This is a genomic window from Nocardioides panacis (genome assembly GCF_019039255.1).
Lineage (GTDB): Bacteria > Actinomycetota > Actinomycetes > Propionibacteriales > Nocardioidaceae > Nocardioides_B > Nocardioides_B panacis.
Window position 1 is genome coordinate 2387095 of record NZ_CP077062.1, and the last position, 20504, is coordinate 2407598.

Annotated in this window: 18 protein-coding genes and 1 pseudogene; 7 read left to right on the forward strand and 12 right to left on the reverse strand. The window is 70.8% G+C overall.

Annotated elements, in window-relative coordinates; translation table 11 throughout:
• Nucleotides 1-24: 24 nt before the first annotated feature.
• Nucleotides 25-405, forward strand: a complete 381-nt coding sequence (locus KRR39_RS11585; protein WP_216942146.1) for a VOC family protein — start codon at nt 25-27, stop codon at nt 403-405.
• 138 nt (nt 406-543) lie between these two features.
• Nucleotides 544-699: a hypothetical protein gene (locus tag KRR39_RS11590; protein ID WP_216942147.1), complete on the forward strand. Its 156-nt coding sequence runs from the start codon at nt 544-546 to the stop codon at nt 697-699.
• A 33-nt stretch (nt 700-732) separates the two neighbouring features.
• Here the strand turns inward: KRR39_RS11590 and KRR39_RS11595 are convergent, their stop codons facing one another.
• The 11 genes and pseudogenes from KRR39_RS11595 to KRR39_RS11640 all read right to left on the reverse strand — a co-directional run bounded on the left by KRR39_RS11595 (nt 733) and on the right by KRR39_RS11640 (nt 13670).
• Entirely contained in the window at nt 733-1065 is a 333-nt protein-coding gene (locus tag KRR39_RS11595; protein WP_216942148.1) for a hypothetical protein, read from the reverse strand.
• Nucleotides 1066-1139: 74 nt separating this feature from the next.
• Nucleotides 1140-2117, reverse strand: coding sequence for an electron transfer flavoprotein subunit alpha/FixB family protein (locus tag KRR39_RS11600; protein WP_216942150.1), 978 nt, complete (start codon nt 2115-2117; stop codon nt 1140-1142).
• Entirely contained in the window at nt 2114-2887 is a 774-nt protein-coding gene (locus tag KRR39_RS11605) for an electron transfer flavoprotein subunit beta/FixA family protein (protein WP_216942152.1), read from the reverse strand. The genes KRR39_RS11600 and KRR39_RS11605 overlap by 4 nt, the downstream gene beginning before the upstream one ends.
• Nucleotides 2884-5397, reverse strand: a complete 2514-nt coding sequence (locus tag KRR39_RS11610; protein WP_216942154.1) for a GcvT family protein — start codon at nt 5395-5397, stop codon at nt 2884-2886. The genes KRR39_RS11605 and KRR39_RS11610 overlap by 4 nt, the downstream gene beginning before the upstream one ends.
• Nucleotides 5398-5542: 145 nt before the next feature.
• Nucleotides 5543-6472: an ABC transporter substrate-binding protein gene (locus KRR39_RS11615; RefSeq protein ID WP_254185678.1), complete on the reverse strand. Its 930-nt coding sequence runs from the start codon at nt 6470-6472 to the stop codon at nt 5543-5545.
• Nucleotides 6473-6558: 86 nt separating this feature from the next.
• A complete protein-coding gene (locus KRR39_RS11620; protein WP_216942157.1) occupies nt 6559-8556 on the reverse strand; it encodes an ABC transporter permease in 1998 nt (665 codons plus the stop codon).
• Nucleotides 8553-9626 carry a quaternary amine ABC transporter ATP-binding protein gene (locus KRR39_RS11625; protein ID WP_216942159.1) on the reverse strand — a complete coding sequence of 358 codons (1074 nt, stop codon included), beginning with the start codon at nt 9624-9626 and terminating at the stop codon, nt 8553-8555. Before KRR39_RS11625 ends, KRR39_RS11620 begins: the two co-directional genes overlap by 4 nt.
• Complete coding sequence (locus tag KRR39_RS11630; protein WP_367303740.1) at nt 9623-10864, reverse strand: GMC oxidoreductase; 1242 nt, start codon at nt 10862-10864, stop codon at nt 9623-9625. Before KRR39_RS11630 ends, KRR39_RS11625 begins: the two co-directional genes overlap by 4 nt.
• Nucleotides 10865-10961: 97 nt before the next feature.
• Nucleotides 10962-11300, reverse strand: a pseudogene (locus KRR39_RS26095) (GMC family oxidoreductase N-terminal domain-containing protein); the annotation flags it as partial.
• 13 nt (nt 11301-11313) lie between these two features.
• Complete coding sequence (locus tag KRR39_RS11635; protein WP_216942161.1) at nt 11314-12801, reverse strand: aldehyde dehydrogenase family protein; 1488 nt, start codon at nt 12799-12801, stop codon at nt 11314-11316.
• Between the two features lie 98 nt (nt 12802-12899).
• Nucleotides 12900-13670: an IclR family transcriptional regulator gene (locus tag KRR39_RS11640; protein WP_216942163.1), complete on the reverse strand. Its 771-nt coding sequence runs from the start codon at nt 13668-13670 to the stop codon at nt 12900-12902.
• Nucleotides 13671-13766: 96 nt separating this feature from the next.
• Here KRR39_RS11640 and purU point away from each other — a divergent pair, with 96 nt between their 5' ends.
• Entirely contained in the window at nt 13767-14621 is an 855-nt protein-coding gene (gene purU, locus KRR39_RS11645) for a formyltetrahydrofolate deformylase (protein WP_216942165.1), read from the forward strand.
• A gap of 57 nt (nt 14622-14678) precedes the next feature.
• Here the strand turns inward: purU and KRR39_RS11650 are convergent, their stop codons facing one another.
• Nucleotides 14679-16187 (reverse strand): trimethylamine methyltransferase family protein, encoded by a 1509-nt coding sequence (locus KRR39_RS11650; RefSeq protein WP_367303726.1) that lies wholly within the window; start codon nt 16185-16187, stop codon nt 14679-14681.
• A 49-nt stretch (nt 16188-16236) separates the two neighbouring features.
• Here KRR39_RS11650 and KRR39_RS11655 point away from each other — a divergent pair, with 49 nt between their 5' ends.
• The 4 genes from KRR39_RS11655 to KRR39_RS11670 are packed head-to-tail and all read left to right on the forward strand — an operon-like array spanning nt 16237 to nt 20499.
• Nucleotides 16237-17025 carry an IclR family transcriptional regulator gene (locus KRR39_RS11655; RefSeq protein ID WP_216942169.1) on the forward strand — a complete coding sequence of 263 codons (789 nt, stop codon included), beginning with the start codon at nt 16237-16239 and terminating at the stop codon, nt 17023-17025.
• Entirely contained in the window at nt 17022-17690 is a 669-nt protein-coding gene (locus tag KRR39_RS11660; protein ID WP_216942171.1) for a corrinoid protein, read from the forward strand. The genes KRR39_RS11655 and KRR39_RS11660 overlap by 4 nt, the downstream gene beginning before the upstream one ends.
• Complete coding sequence (locus KRR39_RS11665) at nt 17687-18562, forward strand: dihydropteroate synthase (RefSeq protein WP_216942173.1); 876 nt, start codon at nt 17687-17689, stop codon at nt 18560-18562. Before KRR39_RS11660 ends, KRR39_RS11665 begins: the two co-directional genes overlap by 4 nt.
• Entirely contained in the window at nt 18559-20499 is a 1941-nt protein-coding gene (locus tag KRR39_RS11670; protein ID WP_216942175.1) for an ASKHA domain-containing protein, read from the forward strand. Before KRR39_RS11665 ends, KRR39_RS11670 begins: the two co-directional genes overlap by 4 nt.
• The last annotated feature ends 5 nt before the right edge of the window (nt 20500-20504 follow it).

Sequence of the window (20504 nt, forward strand, 5' to 3'; positions counted from 1 at the left end):
ACACCGGCCTGGCACGGTGGGGGGATGACGGCACCCCACCTCTCCCTGTCCGGCGTCGTGCTCGGCGCGCCCGACCCGCAGGCCCTCGCGACCTTCTACGAGGCCCTCCTCGGCTACGAGCGCGTGGAGGACAGCGAGGAGTGGGTGGTGACCCGGCCGGCCGGCGGCGTACTCCCCGGACTGTCCTTCCAGCGGGAGAAGTACCACGTCGCACCGACCTGGCCGGGCGGCCCGACCGACCAGCAGATGCAGGTCCACCTCGACGTCGCGGTCAGCGACCTCGACGCGGCCGGGGCCCTGGCCGAGCGCGCCGGAGCGGTGCTGGCGGAGTACCAGCCGCAGGAGGACGTGCGCGTGTGGATCGACCCCGCGGGGCACCCGTTCTGCCTGTTCCTGCAGGGCTGACCGGACGGACACCGACGGCGTCGGCCGAACGGACCGGTCGAACCCGAAAACCGGCGAACCAGACACGTGCCGCGTACGGTGGCACGACCGGCCGAGGTACGGCCGTGGGGGGAACCGAGTCATCGAAAGAGTGCTGTCATGCCTGTCGTCCTGCTCGTCTGCGCCGCCCTCCTGCTCGTCGCGGCCGCCTGGACCGCCTACCGCCACCGTGCGGCGCGCACCTGGGACCGCGAGCTCGACGCCGCCTTCGACGGCGGCGACCGCCGCCCGCTCGCCGAGCACCGCTCCCTCTGACGCAGGGGACGTCCCTCGGTCGTCCGCCCGTGCTCAGACGGAGTCGCGCCAGTCCAGGTCCGGCCGGTGCCGCACGGCCGCGACCACGCAGAGCGTGCCGCACAGCAACAGCGGCAGGCCGATGGAGAACAACGCGATGTACCCGAGCCCGAACAGCCCGATCGCGCTGACCACCAACGCGACCCGCCGGCGCGGAGCCTTCGGGCGTACGGCGTAGCCCGACGCCGCGACGCACACGACCAAGATGGTCAGCGCCCACCAGGACGGGCGGCTGCCCTGCGCCAGGACGAGGTACACGTACAGCGCGGTGATCGCCGCGGTGAGCACCGAGGCGCACAGCGGCAACAGGTCGAGTCGTCGGGGCACGGGGACAGTCTGCCGGAGTCGTCTCGACGAGCTCGACCAGCCGTGCCGAGCTCGACCGCCCGTGCGGGGCGTGGTCACGACCTGCGGCGGCGGAGCTCCTCGTTGATCGCGGGCACGATCTCGTGCAGGTCGCCGATCACCGCGTAGTGCGCCTTGGTCACCATCGGCGCGTCAGGGTCGGTGTTGATCGCCAGGATCGTCTTCGAGCTCGACATGCCGGCCCAGTGCTGGATCGCCCCGCTGATGCCGCACGCGACGTACAGGTCGGGCGAGACCCGGCTGCCGGTCTGGCCGACCTGCTCGTGGTGCGGGCGCCAGCCCAGGCTGGTGACGACCCGCGAGACACCGAGCGAGGCGTCGAGCAGCTCGGTCAGCTCGAGGAGGTCGGCGAAGCCGTCGGCCCCGCCGGCACCCCGCCCGGCGCCGACGACGACCCGCGCGGCCTTCAGGCCGCCGGACTCGTCGGGCTCCCCCGGCTCGGTGCGGACGACCCGGGCGCGGAGGTCCGCGTCGCTCACGGCCACGTCGATCGGGTGTACGACGGGCGTGGTCGACGTCTCGGCCTCGGCGGGGTCGCACGCGTGACCGGCCACGGAGAACACCGCGACCCCGTCGGTCAGCGCGATCTCCTCGAGCGCCGAGCCACCGAGCACCTGGCGGGAGACGACCAGCGGGCTGGTCGAGTCGACCTCGACGACGTTCGCGGCCATCGTCACGCCGAGCCGGCAGGCGACGTGCGCGAGCACCTCGTTGCCCCGCGGTGTGCCGGCGGCCGTGACCACCGTCGCGTCGCCGACCGCCGCGACCACGGCCGCCGCCCAGGCGGCCGCCGCGTAGGACGTGAACGCGTCACCGTCGGCGTGGTGCACCACCGAGACGCCGTAGGCGCCGAGCTGGTCGACGAGGCCGGAGGGGCCGTCGCCGACGACCAGCGCGTGCACGTCGGCGTCGAGACCGCGGACGAACGTCAGCGTCTCCCGGGACACCTCGGTGGCGCCGCCGCCGTCGGTCTCGACCAGCACCAGCACGGCCGCATGCGTCGCAGGGCTCATCGCACGACCCCCAGCTTCTCCAGCAGGTCGACGACCGCTCCGGCCGCCGCAGGACCCTCGCCGAGCACCTCGACCTGGCTCGGTTGCAGGGGCGGCAGCTTGAGCCGTCGCCGCCCGGGGCCGGCCGGCTCGTGGGTCGGGACGACCTCCTCGACGGCGATCTTCTTGGCCTTCATGCGGCCGGGGATCGAGGGGTAGCGCGGCTCGACACCGCCCTCGGACACGGTCAGCACGGCGGGCAGCGCGACGTCGAAGATCTCGGTGCCGCCGTCCGGGCTGCTGCCGCGGACGTCCACCCGGTCACCCGACACGGACAGCGTCGAGACGCCGGTGACGACCGGCCGGTCGAGCAGGTAGGACAGCCGCACGCCGACCTGGAAGTCGCCGGTGTCGGAGGCGTCGTTGCCCAGCAGCACCAGGTCGTACGACGTCCCGGCGGCCTCGTGGGCCCGGACCACGTCGGCGATCGCGGCGGCGACGTCGGCCGGCCCGAAGGCACCCGCGTCGGCCTCGACAAGCACCGCGGCCGTGCAGCCGAGGGCCAGGGCGTTGCGCAGCTGCTCGACGGCGTCCGAGGAGCCGAGCGTCAGCACGGTCGCCGTGCCGCCGGTGTCCTTGGCGACCTGGATCGCCAGCTCGACGGCGCAGTCCTCGTGGGGGCTGACGGTGTGCCCGAGCGAGGAGTCGTCGACGGCCATCGCGTCCGCGGTCAGGCTGATCTCGCCGCCGAGGTCGGGGACCCGCTTGATGCAGACCAGGACGTTGCTCATCCGCGGATCCGTTCGTTGGCGGGGTCGAGCAGCGGCGTGCTGTCGACGGAGCCGACGGTCACCGGGTAGAGCTCCTCCATGTAGGACACGGCGAGCTCGTTGCCGACCCGCGCCTCGGACGGCGGCAGGTAGGCGAGCAGCACGTGCTTGCCCAGCGAGGGCCCCGACCCGGCGCTCGTGACGTAGGGGTGGTGGCCGTGCCCGTCGGTGAGCGTCCCGCCCTCGCGGGTCAGGATCGGCTCACCCCCGAGCATGTAGCGCTTCTCCCCCGACGCCGAGGTGTGGTCGTCGACGGTCAGGGTGCAGAGCACCGCCTGCGGCGCGGCCTCGCGCTGGGCGAGGTACGCCTGCCTGCCCACGAAGTCCGCGGCCTTCACCTTGGGCCGCTGCATGCCGGCCTCGACGATGCTGCGCTCGGCGTCGAGCTCGGCGCCGTACGCGCGGTAGCCCTTCTCGATCCGGCCGGTGGTGCCGTAGACGCCGATCCCGACCGGGCGCGCGCCGTGCGGCGCGCCGGCCTCGAGCAGCCGGTCCCACAGCGCCGCGGCGTGGCCCATCGGCACGTAGAGCTCCCAGCCGAGCTCGCCGACGTAGGAGATCCGGGACGCCAGCACCGGGGTGCCGGCCACCGTGATCTCCCGGCAGGTCAGGAAGCCGAAGCCCTCCTCGGACACGTCGTCCGAGGTCAGCGAGGCGAGGATGTCGCGGGCCCGCGGACCCCAGACGCCGATCGTGGAGACCTCGTCGGTCAGGTCGGTCAGCGTCGTCGCCCCGTCGTCGGGCAGCTGGTCGGAGAACCACTTGCGGTCCGCCATGCCGTGCGCGCCGCCGGTGACCACGCGGAAGTGGTCCTCGCCGAGCCGCATCACCGTGAGGTCGGACAGGAAGCCGCCCTTCGCGTCGAGCACCGGGGTGTAGATCACCTTGCCGACCGCGACGTCGCACTGGGAGACGCAGGTGTGCTGCACGACGTCCAGGGCGGCCGGACCGGTGATGTCGAAGACCGCGAACGCGGTCAGGTCGATGATGCCGGCGGCCTCGCGCATGCGCAGGTGCTCGGCGTTGACGATCGGGCTCCACCAGCGCGCGTCCCACTCGTTCGTGCGCGGCATCACGGCGTCGCCGTACGTCTCGAGGAGGTCGGCGTTCGACTCGTACCACTGCGGGCGCTCCCAGCCGACGGCCTCGAAGAACCGCGCACCGAGCTTGGTCTCGGAGTCGTGCATCGGGGAGAGGCGCTGGTCGCGGTCGGACTCGTACTGCTCGGCGGGGTGCACGATGCCGTAGGTCTTGATGAACGACTCGGTGGTGCGCAGCCGGGTGTGCTCGCGGCGCATCTGGTGCGGGTAGAAGCGGGCGATGTCGCTGTGGTGGACGTCGATCTCGGGGTGCCCGTCGGTCATCCACTCGGCCACCGCGCGCCCGACGCCGGGGCCCTCCTTGATCCACACCGCGGCGGCGGTCCAGAGGCCCTTCACCAGGCTCTCGCCGAGGATCGGGTTGCCGTCGCAGGTCAACGACAGCAGGCCGTTGATCGCGTAGCGGATCTCCGCGCCCTCGGCGCCGAGCAGCTCCGGCATCAGCTCGTAGGCCTGCTCGAGCTGCGGGTCGAAGTCGTCGGAGGTGAAGGGCATCTCCGTCGGGGACAGCTTGGCCTGCTCGATCGAGGGGATCTCCTCGGGCTCGTGCAGGATCGCGCGGTGCGCGTAGGAGCCGACCTCCATGTCGGCGCCGTGCTGCCGCTCGTAGCAGAACGTGTCCATGTCCCGGACGATCGGGAAGGAGATCTCCCCCTCGGTGCCGGCCAGCTGCGGGCAGGGGCCGACGCTGATCATCTGGTGCACCGCCGGGGTCAGCGGGATGCTGATGCCGGCCATGTCGCCGATCTTCGGGCTCCACACGCCGCACGCGATCACCACGTGCTCGGCCTCGATGTCGCCGCCGCTGGTGCGGACCCGGCGGATCCGGCCGTCCTCGACGTCCAGGCCGGTCACCTCCACCGTGGGTACGACGGTCAGGGCACCGGTCGCCAGGGCCGTCTCGCGCATGATGGTGCCGGCCCGCAGCGAGTCGACGACCCCGACCGACGGGGTCCAGAACGCGCCGATGATCTGGTCGGGGTCGAGGAACGGGACCTTCTCGGCCACGAACGCCGGGTCGACCAGCTCGGACTCGATGCCCCAGGCCCGGGCCGACGACATCCGCCGGCGCAGCTCCTGCATGCGCTCCTCGGTGCGCGCCACCTCGAAGCCGCCGGACTCGGTGAAGACGCCCATCTCCTTGTACTGCCGCATCGAGTCGAGCGTCAGGTCCGTGATCTCCCGGCTGTGGTCCACCGGGAAGATGAAGTTCGAGGCGTGACCGGTCGAGCCACCGGGGTTCGGCAGCGCGCCCTTGTCGATCTGGACGATGTCCGTCCAGCCCAGCCGGGCCAGGTGGTGGACGAGGCTGTTGCCGACGATGCCGGCGCCGATCACGACGACGCGGGCAGTGGACGGGACCGAGGCCATGAGAGGCTCCTCCGAGTCGAGGTTTCTGTTGCGTATCATGCAACGCAATGCGTCATATGAAACAGCCTCCAGCATGCGGCTCCCCCGCCGCGCCTGTCAACCAGGCACGACGGGGGGAAACGGCCGGATCCCCGGGGTCAGTTGGTCAGGTGCCCTGCAGCCACTGCTTGACCATGTCCGGGTTGTCGTCGATCCACTTCTTCGCGGCCGCGTCGGGGTCCATCTTGTCCTTGGCGATGTACTCCGCGACCTTGTTCTGGTCGTCGTTGGTCCACTGGAAGTTCTTCACCAGCGTGTAGGCCGGCGAGCCCGAGTCGGCGAACTTCTTCGAGACCAGCTTGTTCAGCTTGTACGGCGGGTAGTCGCAGGCGACCTTGGCCGGGTCGGAGTCGCAGCCCGGGGTGTACTTCGGCAGGTTCACCTTGACCAGCGGGATCTCCGAGAAGAACCAGTCGGGCTGGTAGAAGTACGCCAGCAGCGGGGTCTTGTTCTTCTCCGCCGAGCGGAAGCTCTGGATCAGCGCGGCCTCGCTGCCGCCGACCACGACCTTGTAGTTGAGGTGCAGGTTCTTGACCAGCGCCTCGTCGTTCGTCACGTAGGACGGGTCGCCGTCGAGCAGCTGGCCCTTGCCACCCGACTCCGAGGTCTTGAACAGGTCGGCGTACTTGTTCAGGTTCTTCCAGTCGGTGATGTCGGGGTACTTCTGGGCCATCCACGGCGGGACGTACCAGCCGATGATGCCTTCGTTCTTGGTCAGCCCGGCGTCCTGGACGGTCTTCTGCTGGTCGACGTACTTCTTGACCAGGTCGGGGTGGCCCCAGTTCTCCACGATCGTGTCGGTGGTGCCGGCCGACATGCCCTGCCAGCCGACCTCCTCCTTGACGTCCTGGTAGTTCACCGTGCAGCCGAGCTTGGTCTTCGCGAGGTGCCCGATGACGTAGGCGTTGGCTTCGTACCCGGTCCACGGGTTCACCGCGATGTTGACGGTGCCGCAGGACTTGCCGCTCGCGGACTTGGTCTCCTTGATGTTGCCCCCGCCGCAGGCACTCACCGTTACCGCGAGCGCCGCTGCCACGCATGCCAGCCGGAGCCGGTTCGATGTACGTGCCATGTGCTTGTCGTTCCCTTCGTGACGATCGCCCGGGCGGGCGAAGCTGGTGGTCAGCGGCCGTAGCGCGCTGCGGTGTACTTGGCGATCCGGTCGACCATGACGCCGAGGGCGGTGATCGCGATGCCCGCGGCGAGGCCCTTGCCGAACAGCTGGCCCTGCGAGAAGCCGGACACCACGATGTAGCCGAGGCTGCCGGCGCCGACCATGCCGCCGATCACGACCATCGAGAGCACGTAGAGCAGTCCCTGGTTGGTCGCCAGCACGATCGCCGGACGGGCCATCGGCAGCTGCACCTTGGTGATCATCTGCCAGCGGGTGCTCCCCGAGGCCTCGGCGGCCTCGACGGTGGTGGGCGCGACCCCGCGGATGCCGTCGGCGACGAGCTTGGTGGCCAGCGGCAGCGCGTAGGCGACGGCCGCCACGATCGCGGTGAACCGGCTGGTGGAGAACAGCGCGAGAGCCGGCACGAGGTAGACGAACGGCGGCAGGGTCTGCAGCGCGTCCAGGAACGGCCGGATGACCGTGTCGACCCGTCGGCTGCGTCCCATCCAGACACCGAGCAGCACCGCCAGGATCATCACCAGCACGGTGGCCACGATCGTGGTGGTCAAGGTGATCATCGCGTCGTGCCACAGGCCCATCGCCAGGATCACCCCCTCGCACACGGCGGTGACGACGGTCGGCCGCCAGCCGCCGAGGAAGTAGGAGAAGCCCAGCAGCACCGCGGCCATCAGCCACCAGGGCGTGTCGGCCATCAACGTCTGGAGCGGGTTCAGGAAGCCGTAGCTGACGGCGTTCTTGAAGCCGGAGGTGAACGTGTCGACGTTGTTGACGACACTGTCGGTCGCCGAGTTGATCGCGTCGGCGATCGTGGGGCCGACGTCCAGCTTCTGCGGGAACTGCGCGAGCTGGAGGTAGAGGCGGGACAGGTAGATGCAGACCGCGACCACGACCGCGCCGACGCCCAGGACGATCCGCCGGGTGCGGGTCGACATCCGGCCCCGCGTCTGCCGCTCGGCGCGCTCGCTGGCCGCCGTGGTGGTCCGGTCGAGCATGATCGCCATCACGACGATCGCCAGGCTGGGCACGGCTGCCGCGCCGACGTCGAGGTTCTGCAGCGCCTGCACGACCGGCTGGCCCAGCCCGGGCCCGTTGACGAAGGCGGCGATGGTGGCCATCGACAGCGCGGCCAGCGTGCACTGGTTGATGCCCAGCACGATCGTCCGGCGGGCCATCGGCAGCTGGACCCGGCGCAGCAGCTGCCGGCGGGTGACCCCGAGCGAGTCGGCAGCCTCGACGGTCGTCGGCGACACCGACCGGATGCCGTGCTCGGCGATCCGCACCAGCGGCGGCAGGGCGTAGACGAGGGTCACCAGGATCGCGCAGGTCGCGCCGATCCCGAAGACCAGCGCGAACGGCGTCAGGTAGGCGAACGACGGCATCGTCTGCATCACGTCGAGCACCGGCGTCACCAGGTCGGAGAGCCACTTGCGCCGCGACATCCCGACGCCGAGCGGCAGGCCGATCACCACGCAGAGCAGCACCGCGATCACGGTGACGATCAGCGTGTCCATGCTGTCCTGCCAGTAGCCCAGGATCCCGAAGGCCAGCGTCGAGGCGACGACCAGCACCATCGAGCGCAGGCCCGCGGCGGCGTACGCGACCCAGCCGAAGATCGCGACCACGCCGAGCCAGCCGATCTGCGGGACCGGGCGGCCCGGGGCCGGGGCGGAGATGAGGTACTGGATCTGCTCGAAGACCCAGTTGGTGAACGTGACGATGTTGCCGATCACGCCGTGGAAGAACCAGTTGGTCGGCGTCGCCGCCTGGATCGCGTCCCGGACGCCGTTCAACCAGCGCTGCAGGCCGTTCAGGTCCTGGAAGCCGGTGGCCAGGGTGTCCTGGTGCTTGAGCAGCGCCCAGCCGACCACCCAGACCGTGACCACGATCGCCAGCCACATGCCGGTGCGGCGCGGCTTGGTCGTCGCGACGTAGGGCTGCTCCTCGCGGGAGGTGGGCCGCGGCCGGGGCGGGGACGCGATGCTCACGGCTGCGTCCCCTCCTCGGCGACCACGACCCGCAGGATGTCCTCGTCGTCGACCACGCCGAGGAACTCCTCACCGTCGTACACGCGCACGGCGCCGCGCACCTCGAGGACCTTGCGCGCGGCGTCCCGGACGATCTCGTCGGCCTGCATCACCGGGCCGTCCGAGGACTCGCCCTCGTGCGGCTGGCGGCAGACGTAGCGCAGGGTGAGCACGTGCGACCGGGGTACGTCGCTGACGAAGTCCTTGACGTAGTCGTCGGCCGGCTCGGCCACCACCTGGGCGGGCGTCCCGATCTGGACGATCTCGCCGTCGCGCATGATCAGGATCCGGTCCCCCAGCTTGAGCGCCTCCTGGAGGTCGTGGGTGATGAAGATCATCGTCTTCCCGACCTCCTCGTGCAGCCGGATCACCTCGTTCTGCATGTCCCGCCGGATCAGCGGGTCGAGGGCCGAGAAGGGCTCGTCGAACATCATCAGGGTCGGGTCGCCGGCCAGCGCCCGGGCCAGCCCGACCCGCTGCTGCATGCCGCCGGAGAGCTGGTCGGGGTAGGAGTCCTCGTTGCCGCTCAGGCCGACCAGGTCGACCATCTCCTGGGCCCGGGCGCGGCGCTCGGCCTTGGACACGCCGCGCACCTCGAGCCCGAAGGCCACGTTGTCGCGCACCGTGCGGTGCGGCAGCAGCCCGAAGTGCTGGAACACCATCGCCACGTGGTTGCGGCGCAGCTCGCGCAGCCGGGCGTCGTCGGCGCCGGTGATGTCCTGCCCGCCGATCGTCACGCTGCCCTGGGTCGGCTCGATCAGCCGGGTGAGCAGCCGGACCAGCGTCGACTTGCCGGAGCCGGACAGGCCCATCACCACGAACACCTCGCCCGGCCGCACCTCGAACGACACGTCCTTGACCGCCATGACGCAACCGGTCTTGGCCTGCAGCTCCTTGCGCGACAGGTCGGCGTCCGGCGTGCCGATGATCTTGTCGGCCTTGGCGCCGAAGATCTTCCAGAGTCCCTTGACCGACAGCGCCGACTCCTCGTCGGACGTCGAGCTGGCGGGAGCTGCCTCGGTCTGCGTCATCGGTGGTCTCCTGGGGGGTACAGCGGACTGTTCTCGCGGTAGCGGTAGAACGGGGCGTCCGAAGCGGGCAGGGGCGTGTTCCCGAGGATCAGGTCGGCGCTCTTCTCGGCGAGCATCATCACCGGGGCGTAGATGTTGCCGTTGGTGATGTAGGGCATCGAGGAGGCGTCCACGACGCGCAGCCCCTCGACGCCGTGCACGCGCATCGTCTCGGGGTCGAGCACCGACTGGTCGTCGACGCCCATCCGGGCGGTGCACGAGGGGTGCAGCGCGGTCTCGGCGTCCTTGGCGACCCAGTCCAGGATCTCCTGGTCGGTCTCCACCGACGGACCGGGTGAGATCTCCCCGTCGTTGAAGGCCGCGAACGCCGGCTGGTTGAGGATCTCCCGGGCGGCCCGGACCATCTCGATCCACTCGCGCCGGTCGTTCTCGGTCGAGAGGTAGTTGAACCGCAGCGCCGGGTGCTCCCGCGGGTCGGTCGACTTGAGCGTGACGGTGCCGCGCACGTCGGAGTACATCGGCCCGATGTGCACCTGGTAGCCGTGCTCCGCGGCGGGCTGCGACCCGTCGTACCGGATCGCGATGGGCAGGAAGTGGAACATCAGGTTCGGGTAGTCGACCCGGTCGTTGCTGCGGATGAACCCGCCGGCCTCGAAGTGGTTGGTGGCCCCGACGCCGCTGCGCAGGAAGAGCCACTCGGCGCCGATGCGTGGCTTGTGCCGGTGCTTGAGCCAGGGCCCGATGGAGACCGGCTGCTTGGAGGCGTACTGGATGTAGACCTCTAGGTGGTCCTGGAGGTTGCTGCCCACTCCGGGCAGGTCGGCGACCACCGGGATGCCGAGCTTCTCGAGGTCGGCCTTCGGCCCGATCCCCGACAAGAGCAGCAGCTGCGGCGAGTTGATCGCGCCACCGCAGAGGATGACCTCCTTGGCGTGCACCCGCGTGCTGCCGCGGCCCGGGCGCCGGTAGTCGACGCCGGTGACCCGGTTGCCCTGCACCACCAGCCCGGTGACCATCGCGAGCGTGTGCACGTCGAGGTTCTTGCGGCCCATCACGGGGTGCAGGTAGGCACGGGCGGCGCTGAGCCGGCGGCCCCGGTGCACGTTGCGGTCGAAGGCCGCGAAGCCCTCCTGCCGGTAGCCGTTGACGTCGTCGGTGAGCGGGTGCCCGGCCTGCTGGACCGCCTCGAAGAAGGCACCGAACAGCGGGCCGGTGGCCGGGCCGCGCTCCAGGACCAGGGGGGCCGCTGCCGCCGCGCCAGGCGTCGGCGCCGGCCAGGCAGGTCTCCATCCGCTTGAAGTACGGCAGGCAGTGCGCGTAGTCCCACGCCTTCATGCCGTCGTCGGCCGCCCAGCGCTCGAAGTCCAGCGGGTTGCCGCGCTGGAAGATCATCCCGTTGATGCTGCTCGAGCCGCCGAGCACCTTGCCGCGGGCGTGGTAGACCTTGCGGCCGCCCATGTGCGGCTCGGGCTCGGACTCGTACTTCCAGTCGTAGAGCCGGTTGCCGATCGGGTACGGCAGCGCCGCCGGCATGTGGATGAACGGGTCGATCTTGATGTCGCTGCGGCCCGCCTCGAGCACCAGGACCGTCGTACCCGGGTCGGCGCTGATCCGGTTCGCGAGGGCACAGCCGGCGGATCCTCCTCCGACGATGACGTAGTCGTACGTGCTCATGCCCTCGCCACTCCTAGTGGTCGGTTCCGGTGGCCCCGTCGAACCAGCGTTGGGGCGCCGGGTTCACGTTGTGCCAGACGTGTTTGGTCTCGCGGTACTCGTCGAGGCCGGCGGCGCCCAGCTCGCGGCCGACGCCGGACTGCTTGTAGCCGCCCCACTCCGCCTGCGGGACGTAGGGGTGGTAGTCGTTGATCCACACCGTGCCCATGCGCAGCCGGGCCGCGACCCGCTCGGCCTTGCCGCCGTTGCTGGTCCACACCCCGCCGGCGAGGCCGTAGATGCTGTCGTTGGCGATCCGCACCGCGTCGGCCTCGTCGCGGAACGTCTCGACGGTCAGCACCGGCCCGAACGACTCCTCCTGCACGACGGACATGGAGCTCTCGCAGCCGTCCAGCAGCGTGGGCAGGTAGTAGAAGCCGCCGGCCAGCTCCGGGTCGTCGGGACGGGCTCCCCCGCAGCGCAGCTGCGCGCCCTCGGCCAGTCCGCGGGCGACGTACGCCTCGACCTTGGCGCGGTGCGCGGCGGAGATCAGCGGGCCGGTCTCGGCCTTGTCGTCGAACGGGCCGCCGAGGCGGATCAGCTCCGCGCGGCGGACCAGCTCGTCGACGAACTCGTCGTGCACGGACTCCTCGACCAGCAGCCGGGCGCCGGCCGAGCAGACCTGTCCGGAGTGCAGGAACACGGCGGTGAGGGCGAAGTCGAGGGCCGCCTCGCGGTCGGCGTCGGCGAACACGATGTTGGGGTTCTTGCCGCCGAGCTCCAGCGCGACCTTCTTCACGGTCGCGGCGGCCGAGGCCATGATCCCCCGGCCGGTCGCCAGCCCACCGGTGAACGAGACCAGGTCGACGCGGGGGTCCTCGCTGAGCAGCGCGCCGGCCCGCGGGCCGGCGCCGAGCACGAGGTTCGCCACTCCGGCCGGGACGCCGGCCTCCTCGAGCAGCACCATCAGGTGGATCGCGGTGTGCGGGGTGAGCTCGCTGGGCTTGAGCACGAAGGTGTTGCCGGCGGCCAGGCAGGGCGCGACCTTCCAGGCGGTCTGCAGCAGCGGGTAGTTCCACGGCGTGATCAGGCCGCAGACCCCGACGGGCTCGTGCACGATCCGGCTGACCACGTCGGCACGGCCGGTGTCCACCACCCGGCCGGCGTCCTGGGCCGCCACGTTGCCGTAGTGCCGGAACACCCCGACGACGTCGTCGACGTCGTACTCGCTCTCGACCAGGCGCTTGCCGGTGTCCAGCGACTCGGCGCGGGCGACCAGCGCCTTGTCGCGCTCCAGCAGGTCGGCGACCCGGTGCAGCAGCGCGCCCCGCTCGATCGCGGAGCCGCCCGGCCAGCTGCCCTCGTCGAAGGCGGCCCGGGCCGCGGCGATCGCGGCGGCGGTGTCCTGCGGCCCGGCCTCGTCGATCTCGGCCACGAGCGACCCGTCCGCCGGGCAGCGGATCTCACGGCGCTCGCCCTCGCGAGCACCCTCCCATCGCCCCCCGACGTAGAGCTGCGGCACGTTGCTGGTGTCCGATCAGTCCGGGATGAGTTGCGTATGTCGCAACTTGGTGTGCTGTACGCAACAGGATTGCGGCTCGGCGCGGAACCGTCAAGAACCTAGGAGGTTCCGAAACCCAAACGTCGCGAGACCTCGTCGGCGGCGTCCTGCACCACCGGCACGAGCTCCTTGACCCGGGCCTCACCCAGCCGGAAAGTCGGTCCGGACACGCTCAGCGAGGCGATCACGTCCCCGTGGGCGTTGCGGATCGGCGCCGCGATGGCGGTCAGCCCGACCTCGAGCTCGTCGACCGCGACGGCGTACCCCTGCTCGCGCACCTCGGCCAGCTCGCGGCGCAGCTTGGCCTTGGTGGTGACCGTCTCCGCGGTGTAGGACGGCAGCCGCGGCAGCCGGTTGTCGATCTCGTCGCTGGACAGGCCGCAGAGCAGCACCTTGCCGTTGGAGGTGGCGTGCAGCGGGATGTGCTGGCCGACCCAGTTGTGCGACTGGAGCGCGGACTGGCCGGCGACCTGGTCGAGGTAGAGCGCGGACCGGTCCGAGAGCACCGCGATGTTCACCGTCTCCCCCGAGTCGGCCGCCAGCTTGCGGCAGATCGGCCGGGCCTCCTGGACCACGTCGAGGCGGGCGGTGGTGGCGCCGGCGAGGCGCAGCACGCCGACACCGAGGCGGTACTTGCCGCGCTCCTCGTTCTGCTCCACCATGCCGTGGGACTCCAGCGTGGCGACCAGCCGGAACGCGGTGCTCTTGTGCACCCCGAGCTCGACGGCGATCTCGGTGACGCCGGCCTCACCGAGCCGGGCGAGGATGCCCAGGATGGTGAGCGCCCGGTCGACAGACTGGACCGATGCCGGAGCCTCGCCGTTCCCCATAGACTGACCGTAGCGCAACCGTGTTGCGTATCACAGAATGTGTCTCTCTTGACGCAACGTGAATCTCCCCCCGCAGGCCCGACCGCAAGGGACGCCATGACCGACCAGACCTACGTCTTGACCCTCACCTGCCCCGACCGGGCCGGCATCGTGCACGCGGTGACGGGTCTGCTGGTCGAGCAGCACGGCAACATCGTGGAGAGCCAGCAGTTCGGCGACCTCGCCGAGGACCGGTTCTTCATGCGGGTGAAGTTCGCGGTCGAGGGGGACGTGACGGTCGCGTCGCTGCGGGCGGCGTTCACGCCGGTGGCCGAGCGGTGGGGCATGGCCTGGGAGCTCTGGGCCGCCACGGCGCCGTACCGGACGCTGATCCTGGTCTCGAAGTTCAGCCACTGCCTCAACGACCTGCTGTTCCGGTGGAGCAGCGGCTCGCTGCAGATCGACGTCGCCGGCGTGGTGTCCAATCACCCCGACTGCGAGACGCTGGTCCGGTCCTACGGCGTGCCCTACCACCACGTCCCGGTGACGCCGGAGACCAAGGCCGACGCCGAGGCGAAGATGCTGTCGCTGGTGGACACCCTCGACGTCGACCTCGTCGTGCTGGCGCGCTACATGCAGGTGCTCACCGACGAGACCTGCCGCGCGCTGTCCGGCAAGGCGATCAACATCCACCACTCGTTCCTGCCCAGCTTCAAGGGCGCCCGGCCCTACCACCAGGCCTTCGACCGTGGCGTGAAGCTGGTCGGGGCCACCGCGCACTACGTGACCGGCGACCTCGACGAGGGCCCGATCATCGAGCAGGACGTGATGCGCGTCGACCACGGGTACGACGCGGCCGCCCTCGCCGCCGCCGGGCGCGACGTGGAGAGCCAGGTGCTGTCCCGGGCGGTCCGCTGGCACGCCGAGTCCCGGGTCCTGCTCAACGGCCACAAGACCGTCGTCTTCCGCTGACCCGTCACTCGTGCAGCCAAGACACGCGTGTCTGGCTGCACGAGTGACGGGTCGCGGTCAGTCGCCGAGCTCCGCGCGACGCCGGACGACGTACTCCTCGAGCTCCAGCCGGACCGCGTCGTCGAGCGGCGGCGCGACGTACTCCTCGAGCTTGGCCTGGTAGGTCTTCGAGGCGCGCGCGTTGGTGTCCAGCGAGCCGTTGCGCATCCACCGCTCGTAGTTCTCCGAGGAGGACAGCAGCGGCCGGTAGAAGCAGGTCCGGAACCGCTCCATGGTGTGCATCGCACCCAGGAAGTGCCCGCCGTGCCCGACCTCCAGGTGCGCGCCGAAGGCGAGCGAGTCCTCGTCGATCTCCAGCGGGGTGAACTCGGCCTGCATCATCTGCAGGATCTCGACGTCCACGATGAACTTCTCGAAGCCGGCGACCAGGCCGCCCTCCAGCCAGCCGGCCGAGTGCATCACCCAGTTGGCGCCGGCGAGGAACGTCGGCAGCATCGTCATCAGCGCCTCGTAGCCGGCCTGCGCGTCGGCGACCTGCGAGGAGGTCAGCCCGCCGCCGGAGCGGAACGGCAGCCCGAAGTGCCGGGCGATCTGGCCGGTGCAGAGCAGGCCGATGCCCGACTCCGGGGTGCCGAAGGTCGGCGAGCCGGACTGCATGTCGATGTTGGACAGGAACGACCCGAAGATCACCGGGGCGCCGGGGCGGATCAGCTGGGTGAGCGCGATGCCGGTCAGCGCCTCGGCGATCTGCTGGACCAGCGCGGCCGGGATCGTCACCGGGGACATCGCGCCCATCAGGATGAACGGCGTCACCACGCAGGGCTGGCCGGCCAGGGTGTACTCGAACAGCGACTCCAGCATCCGGTCGTCCCAGTGCAGCGGGGAGTTGCAGTTGATCAGCGAGATCGACACCGGGGTCTGCTCGATCGCCTCCCGCCCGCCGAACAGGATCTCGCCCATCCGGATGGTGTCGCGGGCGTTCACGCCGGAGACCACGTTGCCCATGTAGACCTTGTCGGTCAGGGTCTGCAGCGCGTAGGTCATGTCGAGGTGCCGCGAGTCGAGCGGGGTGTCGTTGGGCTCGCAGATCACGCCACCGGCCGAGTCGAGCACCGGGAACACCTGCGCCAGCTTGGCGAACCGCTCGAAGTCGTTCATCGTCGCGTCGCGGCGCACGTCGCCCTCGCGCACGAACGGCGGGCCGTAGACCGCGCCGAAGGCCATCGCGTCACCGCCGATGTGGATGCTGTGCTCCGGGTTGCGGGCCTGCACGTCGAACTCGCGCGGCGCCAGGGCGACCTGCTCGAGGATCCACTCGGGGTCGAAGAAGACGTTCTGCCCCTCGACCTTCTGGCCGGCCTCGCGGAACAGCGTGAGCGCCCGCTCGCTGTCGAACTCGACACCGATCTCCGTGACGATCCGGCGCCAGCCCGCATCGAGCTTGGACATCGCGTCCTCGGAGAGGATCTCGTACCTCGGCATCTTGTTGCGGAACATTCCGACCTCCTGGACGGGATCTTGGCGGTTCTGCTTGACCGGCGCTGATCGGCATCCTAGCCTCATCATGTGGAAGTCGGTTCCACATCATGAAACAATCCCGTAACCCGAGGTCCCGATGGCGAGCACCGCCCCGGCAGGCACGCAGGCGGTCGACCGCGCCGCTGCGCTGGTCGACCTCGTCGTGCGCGCCGACGAGCCGCTGAGCTTCACCGAGCTCAGCGACGAGACCGGGCTGGCCCGGTCCACGACCTCGCGCCTGCTCGCCGCCCTCGAGCGCACCGAGCTCATCGAGCGCGACGCCGCCGGTGGGTACGTCGCCGGCCCGCTGTTCGCGCTGCACGCCGCGCTGCACGACCCCTGGCCGCAGATCGCCCGGCTGGCCCGACCGGTCCTGGAGACCGTCGGCGAGCAGACCGGCGAGACCGTCCACCTCGGGGTACGTCGCGGCGAGGACGTCGTGCACATCGCCCAGGTCGAGTCGACGTTCCTGCTGTCGGCGCGCGACTGGAACCAGGTCGACGTACCCCCGCACTGCTCGTCGCTGGGCAAGGTGCTCTACGCCTTCGACGTGCTGCCGGTCCCGAGCGGCCGGCTCGAGCGACGTACCCCCCGCACGATCACCACCCGCGAGGCGCTCACCACCGAGCTCGCCACGATCCGCCGGCAGCGCTACGCGACCACGGTGGACGAGCTCGAGACCGGGCTCACCGGTATCGCGGCACCCGTCGAGGGACGCGACGGCGTGTTCGCCGCCCTCGGCATCTCCGGGCCGACCGCCCGGCTCCAGGACCGGGCCGACCGCATCGGTCGGCTCCTCATCGAGCAGGCCGACGCCCTGTCGGCGCTGCTCCGGCGCAGGACCCTGCACGGCACCGACGGCACGAAGAAGGAGGGCGCGGCATGACCACACCTGAGGAGATCCTCCAGCGGCTCTACGACGAGACGCTGCTCGGCAACGCTCCCGAGGTCCTCGACCTCACCCACCAGGCCCTCGCCCTGGAGATGGAGCCCCAGACCCTGCTGTTCGACGCCCTCATCCCCTCCCTGGAGGAGGTCGGCGCGCGGTTCGAGCGCGGCGACTTCTTCGTCCCGGAGATGCTGATCGCCGGGCGGGCGATGGCCGGCGCCATGGAGGTGCTGCGGCCGCTGCTGGCCGACACCGGCGTGCAGACCATCGGCAAGTTCCTGATGGGCACCGTCAAGGGCGACGTCCACGACATCGGCAAGAACCTCGTGAACATCATGCTCGAGGGCGCCGGCTTCGAGGTCATCGACCTCGGCGTGCAGGTGGCCCCGGAGAAGTTCGTGGAGAAGATCATCGAGCACCAGCCCGACATCGTCGGCTTCTCCGCGTTCCTGACCACCACGATGCCGATGTTCAAGGCCAACCTCAACGCGCTGCAGAAGGCCGGCCTGCGCGACCAGGTCATCGTGATGGTCGGCGGCGCCCCCGTCACCCAGGAGTACGCCGACGCGGTCGGCGCCGACGGCTACGCGCCCGACGCCTCCGCGACCGTCAAGCGCGCCAAGGACCTGCTCCAGAAGAAGCGCGCCCTGGTGACCGCATGAGCGAGCTGCTCGAGACCACCCTGCGCGGCACCGGCGCCGAGGTCGTGCTGGGCCACACCCGCCGGTTCTGCCTGATCGGCGAGCGCATCAACCCCACCGGCCGGCGGATCTTCCAGGAGCAGCTGCGCGCCGGGGACCTGTCCGCGATCGAGCGCGACGTCCTCGCGCAGGTCGAGGGCGGCGCGGACGTGCTCGACGTCAACATGGGCGTGCCGATGACCGACGAGCCCGAGCTGCTGGCCAAGGCGATCACCCTGGTCCAGCAGCTCACCGACAAGCCGATCTGCATCGACTCCTCCGTCGTGGAGGCGCTCGAGGCCGGGCTGTCGGTCTACCAGGGCCGGGCGCTGGTCAACTCGATCACCGCCGAGGACGACCGGATGGCGCTGATCCTCCCCCTCGTCAAGAAGTACGACGCCGCGATCATCGCGCTGCCGAACGACGCCGAGGAGATCCCGATGGAGGCGGACCGCCGCCTCGAGCTCGTGCAGCACATCGTCGACGTCGCCACCACGGAGTACGGCATCGCCAAGCAGGACATCGTGATCGACCCGCTGGCCATGCCCATCGGCGCGGACACCCAGGTCGTGAACACCACCCTGGAGACGATGCGCCGGATCCGCGAGGTGCACGGGCTGAACATGACCTGCGGCGCCTCCAACGTGTCCTTCGGGATGCCCGACCGGCACACCCTGGGCGCGGCGTTCCTGCCGATGGCGATGACCGCCGGCCTGACCAGCGCGATCATGGACACCCGGACCCCGCAGATCGTCACCGCGGTCAAGGCGGCCGACCTGCTGCTCGGCCACGACGACTGGGGTGGCGCCTGGATCGCCGCACACCGCAAGAAGCAGGCCTCCGCCGCCGGATGAACGACACCCCGAGCAGCCAGCCGCCCGACGTGGAGATGGACGACCTCCGCCGGGAAGGCCTCATCGACCGTCCCGACGGCCCCGGCTCCCAGCCGCACGACGGCGTGGGCCGGGTGCACCTGTCGTTCACGCCGTCCGGGCGGGACGTCCGCGTCCCCCCGGGCGTGAGCGTGTTCGACGCGGCCAGCTGGAACGGTCTCGCGATCGACTCGACGTGCGGCGGGCACGGCACCTGCAAGAAGTGCCGGGTCCAGGTCGTCGGCGGCACCGTGCCGGTGCACCGGCTCGACGTCCGCACCTTCACCGCCGCCCAGCTCGCCGACGGCTGGCGGCTGGCCTGCCTCGCGCAGGCGACCACCGACCTGAAGATCGACGTGCCGCCGCTGACCACCCGCCCCAAGGCGGCCACCCTCGGCGTCGGGCGTCAGGTGATCCTCCGCCCGGCGGTGCAGAAGAGGTACGTCGAGCTCAGCGAGCCGACCCTGCAGGACCAGCGCACCGACCTGCAGCGGGTGCTCGACGAGATCGACGACCTCGAGCTCACCCCGGACCTGCACGTCCTGCGCCGGCTGCCCGCCGTGCTCCGGGCCGCGGACTTCAAGGTGACCGCGGTGATCGTCGATGAGGCCCTCGTGGACGTCGAGCCCGGTGACACGACGGCGCGGCGGTTCGCGGTCGCCTTCGACCTCGGCACCACCACGGTCGTCGCGACCCTGCTCGACACCGCCACCGGCACCCCGGCCGCGGTGGCCTCGATGCTCAACAAGCAGCAGCCCTTCGGCGCCGACGTGATCACCCGGATCAGCGCCACGATGATGGACCCGCAGGCCGCCGAACGGCTCCGGGACCTGGCCCAGGCGACGCTGGCCGAGCTCACCGCCGAGGTGCTCGCCGAGGCGGAGGTCGAGCCCGGCGAGGTCTACGAGGTCGCGCTGGCCGGCAACGCCACGATGACCGCCCTGGTGCTCGGCATCGACCCCGAGCCGCTCGGCGTCGCGCCGTTCGTGATGTCCAGCAGCACGCTGCCCGCGCTGCTCGCCTCCGACCTCGGCCTCGAGCTGCACCCGCGGGCCCGGGCCGTGGTCTTCCCGGCCCTCGGCGCGTACGTCGGCGGCGACATCGTCGCGGGCATGCTGGCCACCGGCATGGACCGCGACAAGCGGACCCGGCTGTTCATCGACGTGGGCACCAACTGCGAGATCGTGCTCAGCGACGGCGACACCATCGTCTCCACGGCCGCACCCGCCGGCCCGGCCTTCGAGGGCGGCGCCATCCGCTGCGGCATGCGGGCGGCCGACGGTGCCGTCGAGGTGGTCCGGATCGACGCCGACGGCGTGCACCTGCAGACCATCGGCGACGTCGAGCCGCAGGGCCTGTGCGGCTCCGGCCTGGTCGACGTGGTCTCCGAGCTGGTCCGGGCGGACCTGCTGGACTCCTCGGGACGGTTCGTCAGCGACGAGCGGGCCGCGGAGATCGCCCCGCAGGTCGCGGACCGGCTGACCAGCATCGGCCAGGAGCGGGTGTTCGTGCTGCACCGGCCCGAGGCGGACTCGCCGCCGGAGGAGTCGGTCTACCTCTCCCAGCGCGACGTCCGCGAGCTGCAGTTCGCCAAGGGCGCCATCGCCACCGGCTGGACGCTGCTGCTCGAGCAGCTCGGCCTGGAGCAGGCGGACGTCCAGCAGGTGCTGCTGGCCGGCTCGTTCGGGAGCTACCTCTCCCCCGCCGCGGCCGTCCGGATCGGCCTGGTGCCCAAGATCCCGGTGCTCCGGATCGTCTCCGCCGGCAACGTCGCGGGCGAGGGCGCGAAGATGAGCCTGCTGAGCGTGCGCGAGCGCGCCGGCGCCCTGGCCCTGCTCGAGGAGGTGACCTATGTCGAGCTCTCCGACCGCACCGACTTCAACGACCGGTTCATCGACCTCCTCGCGTTCCCCGGCTGACGCGG